Origin of the sequence: Staphylococcus sp. HMSC061G12 (genome assembly GCF_001838465.1) — a bacterium.
Lineage (GTDB): Bacteria > Bacillota > Bacilli > Staphylococcales > Staphylococcaceae > Staphylococcus > Staphylococcus simulans.
Map to the genome: position 1 here is coordinate 1 of NZ_KV837030.1, position 5023 is coordinate 5023.

At 27.3% G+C, this 5023-nt stretch carries 4 protein-coding genes and 1 pseudogene; 3 read left to right on the top strand and 2 right to left on the bottom strand.

All coding sequences use genetic code 11. The annotated features are described in order from the left end of the window. Together HMPREF2937_RS02605 and HMPREF2937_RS02610 are read right to left on the bottom strand one after the other, a co-directional pair. Positions 1 to 773 (bottom strand): annotated as a pseudogene (locus HMPREF2937_RS02605) (ATP-binding cassette domain-containing protein); the annotation flags it as partial. Positions 774 to 1347: 574 nt separating this feature from the next. Beyond that, positions 1348 to 2193 carry a BlaZ family penicillin-hydrolyzing class A beta-lactamase PC1 gene (locus HMPREF2937_RS02610; RefSeq protein ID WP_000733283.1) on the bottom strand — a complete coding sequence of 282 codons (846 nt, stop codon included), beginning with the start codon at positions 2191 to 2193 and terminating at the stop codon, positions 1348 to 1350. Between the two features lie 106 nt (positions 2194 to 2299). Between HMPREF2937_RS02610 and blaR1 the strand changes: the two genes are divergently transcribed. The 3 genes from blaR1 to HMPREF2937_RS02625 all read left to right on the top strand — a co-directional run. Further along, the gene (blaR1, locus tag HMPREF2937_RS02615; RefSeq protein ID WP_001096374.1) at positions 2300 to 4057 is read left to right on the top strand and encodes a beta-lactam sensor/signal transducer BlaR1; all 1758 of its coding nucleotides are present in this window, start codon (positions 2300 to 2302) and stop codon (positions 4055 to 4057) included. Beyond that, on the top strand, positions 4047 to 4427 hold the full coding sequence (gene blaI / locus HMPREF2937_RS02620) for a penicillinase repressor BlaI (protein ID WP_001284656.1): 381 nt from the start codon (positions 4047 to 4049) through the stop codon (positions 4425 to 4427). The genes blaR1 and blaI overlap by 11 nt, the downstream gene beginning before the upstream one ends. A gap of 263 nt (positions 4428 to 4690) precedes the next feature. Next, positions 4691 to 5023 (top strand): recombinase family protein (locus tag HMPREF2937_RS02625; RefSeq protein ID WP_142351393.1); only part of this gene is annotated, 333 nt, incomplete at its 3' end.

The following is a 5023-nucleotide window of genomic DNA, read 5'->3' on the forward strand; positions in this document are numbered from 1 at the left end:
TTCGAATTCGACTAACAGCCTTTTTTCTCTTTCTTCAACAAATTGCGAATAATTTCCATTATAAACATGGAGCATTTTTTGATCTATTTCCATAATTTGATTTGCTGTTTCATCTAAAAAGTAACGATCGTGTGAGACGATTACGGTAGCACCTTCAAAATTTTCTATATAGTTAGTCAACCATTCTATAGATTTAACATCAAGGTGATTTGTTGGTTCATCTAAAAGTAGCAAATCAGTAGACTTAATTAATATTTGAGCAAGGCTACTTTTGTACGTTCTCCTTCTGATAAGTTCCCCCACTCTGTATCAAGTAAATGGTCAATATTTAATCCATAAGTCACTTTACGTATCTTAGCATCTATCTCGTAACCACCATTTTCTTCATAATATATCTGTAGTTCACCATAGCGAGACATTAGTGTAGTTATATTTTCTTTATCTTCAGCCATTTTATTTTCTATAGTTTCAAGTTGTTCTGATATAGCATTTAACTCTTGAAATACAGATTTCAAACATTGATAAACACTTGTATCATTTTCATAATTGGGTATTTGGTTTAAATAACCGATTCTCACATTTTTCTTCCAACTAATAATGCCTTTGGAAGGTTTTTCTAACCCTGCTAGCAGTTTTAGCAAAGTAGTTTTTCCTTCACCATTACGTCCTACTAATCCTACAGTATCACCAGAATTAAGGGTCAACTTGATATTATCGAATAAAGTTTCTTCTACATAACTTTTAGAAACATTCGAAGCATTGAGTATATTCATTTATCTTCCTCCATATCATCTATAAGGAAGAAGTATATAGTGTCAGTTCCTTATAGATTCGATTATTAATTTCAAAAAAGACAGACTTCACCAATTTTGGAATTAAAATCGAAAATTTGTTGCGTATAATCTGTAAATATCTGCAACAATAAGCTATAAGAAACATTTAGACACCTCCTCAAATATGATTTATACACAGTTTACAATAAAAAATTGGCAACTTAAAGAGTGTAATAAGGCCTCCTACTATAAAGTCAATTAAGATGTTAAGTATGTCACTTTGCTTGATATATGAGAATTATTTAACCTTATAAATGAGAAAAAAGCAACGCACTTTAAATAAGATACGTTGCTTTTTCGATTGATGAACACCTATAATTAAACTATTCATCTATTATTTATAATTTTTTGTATATACAATATTTCTAGTTTGTTAAAGAGAATTAAGAAAATAAATCTCGAAAATAATAGAGGGAAAATCAGTTTTTGATATCAAAATTATACATGTCAACGATAATACAAAATATAATACAAAATATAAGATGTTATCAGTATTTATTATGCATTTAGAATATTAAAATTCCTTCATTACACTCTTGGCGGTTTCACTTATCAACTTATCATTTGGCTTATCACTTTTATTGTCTTTATTCGTAAAAATGACTAAAACAATAGGTTCAGATTGGCCCTTAGGATAAACAAAAGCAACATCATTTCTAGAAGCATATGTTATTGCTTGACCACTTTTATCAGCAACCTTATAGTCTTTTGGAACACCGTCTTTAATTAAAGTATCTCCGCTTTTATTATTTAACATTAAATCAAGTAAGAATTTTTTGTTTTCTTTGCTTAATTTTCCATTTGCGATAAGTTTATTTAAAGTCTTACCGAAAGCAGCAGGTGTTGAAGTATCTTTTTTGCTCTTTGGTGAATAGTAATTTAATTCTATCTCATATCTAACTGGATTTGTTACTTTATCTCCTAGTTCTTTTAGACGTTGTTTAACTTTTTTGATTCCACCGATTTCTTTTATAATTTTATTGTTTGCTGTATTATCACTATATGTCATTGAAGCCTCAATAAGTGCTTTTAAAGTGATATCTTTTCCTACATATTTTTCTAAAATAGGAGAATAAGCAACTATATCATCTTTGTTAATATGTACTTTTTTATTTAACTTATTATAAGGTACTTGTTCTAACAAAATAGCACTATTTATCGCTTTTGAAGTTGAAGCATAGGCAAATCTCTTATCTGAATTAAATTTTACTTCCTTACCACTTTTAGTATCTAAAGCATAAACACCAATATGAGCATTATATTTTTTTTCTAAATCATTTAACTCTTTGGCATGTGAACTGTTTGAATTACATGCACTTAAAACTAAAGCAATTACAATTAAAAATATTAACTTTTTCAAAATAAACCCTCCGATATTACAGTTGTAATTTTTATAAATCAATAATATTACAATTGTAATATCGGTGTCAATAGTTTATTATAAATATTTGAAAGAAGGTGTTGAAATGGCTAAGTTATTAATAATGAGCATAGTAAGCTTTTGTTTTATATTTCTATTGTTATTATTTTTTAGGTACATATTAAAACGCTATTTTAATTATATGTTAAATTATAAAGTTTGGTATCTAACTCTTCTTGCAGGATTAATTCCTTTCATTCCTATTAAATTCTCTCTTTTTAAATTTAATAATGTGAATAATCAAGCGCCCACAGTTGAAAGTAAGTCACACGACTTGAACCATAACATAAATACCACCAAACCTATTCAAGAGTTCGCAACAGATATCCATAAGTTTAATTGGGATTCAATTGATAATATCTGCACAGTTATTTGGATAGTTTTAGTTATTATTTTAAGTTTTAAATTTTTGAAAGCCTTATTATATCTTAAATATTTAAAGAAACAGTCACTTTATCTAAACGAAAATGAAAAAAATAAAATAGATACGATACTTTTCAACCATCAATATAAAAAAAATATTGTGATTCGAAAAGCAGAGACTATTCAATCTCCAATAACTTTTTGGTATGGGAAATATATTATTTTGATTCCTAGTTCATATTTTAAAAGTGTAATTGACAAAAGACTAAAATATATAATATTGCATGAATATGCTCATGCTAAAAATAGAGATACTTTACATTTAATTATCTTTAATATCTTCTCTATTATTATGAGTTACAATCCATTAGTACATATTGTAAAAAGAAAGATAATTCATGACAATGAAGTAGAAGCCGATAGATTTGTCCTTAATAATATTAACAAAAATGAATTTAAAACTTATGCGGAATCTATTATGGACTCCGTATTAAATGTTCCATTTTTTAATAAAAATATATTAAGCCATTCATTTAATGGTAAAAAGTCATTACTCAAAAGAAGATTAATTAATATAAAAGAAGCCAATCTGAAAAAACAGTCCAAATTAATTCTAATTTTTATTTGTATTTTTACTTTTTTGCTCATGGTAATTCAAAGCCAGTTTTTGATGGGGCAATCCATAACTGATTATAATTATAAAAAGCCCTTACACAACGATTACCAAATTTTAGATAAAAGTAAAATTTTTGGTTCAAATAGTGGATCTTTCGTCATGTACAGCATGAAGAAAGACAAATACTATATTTATAACGAAAAAGAAAGTAGAAAAAGGTATTCTCCTAATTCAACTTATAAAATTTATTTAGCTATGTTTGGACTTGACCGACATATTATAAATGATGAAAATTCACGTATGTCATGGAATCATAAGCATTACCCTTTTGATGCTTGGAATAAGGAACAAGATTTAAATACAGCAATGCAAAATTCAGTTAATTGGTACTTCGAACGTATTAGCGATCAAATACCAAAGAACTATACTGCGACTCAACTCAAGCAATTAAATTATGGTAATAAAAATTTGGGAAGTTATAAAAGCTATTGGATGGAAGATAGTTTGAAAATATCTAATCTTGAACAAGTAATAGTTTTTAAAAATATGATGGAACAAAATAACCATTTTAGTAAAAAAGCAAAGAATCAATTATCTTCTTCATTATTGATTAAGAAAAATGAAAAGTATGAACTGTATGGGAAAACAGGTACAGGTATAGTAAACGGGAAGTATAATAATGGGTGGTTTGTAGGTTACGTAATTACAAATCATGATAAGTATTATTTTGCTACACATTTATCAGATGGAAAGCCATCTGGGAAAAATGCTGAATTAATCAGTGAAAAAATATTAAAAGAAATGGGTGTTTTAAATGGCCAATAAGCAAGTTGAAATATCTATGGCTGAATGGGATGTTATGAATATAATATGGGGTAAAAAATCAGTATCAGCTAATGAAATTGTAGTTGAAATTCAAAAATATAAAGAAGTTAGCGATAAAACGATTAGAACATTAATCACAAGACTATATAAAAAAGAGATTATAAAACGATACAAATCAGAGAATATTTATTTTTACTCATCAAATATTAAAGAAGACGATATTAAAATGAAAACTGCTAAAACCTTTCTTAATAAACTGTATGGAGGGGACATGAAAAGTTTAGTGCTGAATTTTGCGAAAAATGAAGAATTAAATAACAAAGAAATTGAAGAATTGCGAGACATTTTAAATGATATTAGTAAAAAGTAATTAGAGATATGTTTCAAACATAATACATATGTAAACTATGCTTGACTCTTATTAAATTAGTTTTGTTAATAACATTTAAAATATATTATTAAAGATGAGAGTGTACAGAAAATAACCATTTTCTGTACACTCGTTTTTTATGTCTAAATAAGTATGTATTACATAGAATTATGTGTTCAAAAACCCAACAAAAAATCTATGTTCACAAAAGACCTTGTGATTAAGTTATGGTACACTGAAGGTGTATATAGGAGGTTTGTATTTTGAAAATAGGTTATGCAAGAGTTTCAACTGGATTACAAAATTTAAATTTACAGGAAGATCGATTAAATACACATGGTTGTGAAAAGATATTTAATGACCATATGAGTGGTTCAAAAAGTAAAAGACCTGGTTTAGATAAAGCAATTGAATTTGCGAGGTCAGGAGATACCATTGTTGTTTGGAGACTAGATAGACTAGGACGTAACATGGAGGATTTAATCACATTAGTTAATGAACTTAACGAACGAGGCGTGAGTTTTCATAGTTTAGAAGAAAATATAACGATGGATAAATCAAGTTCTACAGGACAATTATTATTTCATTTATTCGCA

What these genes read in the sequence shown, in the direction of transcription:
- blaR1 (WP_001096374.1), top strand. Translation starts at nt 2,300, where the DNA reads ATGGCTAAGTTATTAATAATGAGCATAGTAAGCTTTTGTTTTATATTT.
- blaI (WP_001284656.1), top strand. Translation starts at nt 4,047, where the DNA reads ATGGCCAATAAGCAAGTTGAAATATCTATGGCTGAATGGGATGTTATG.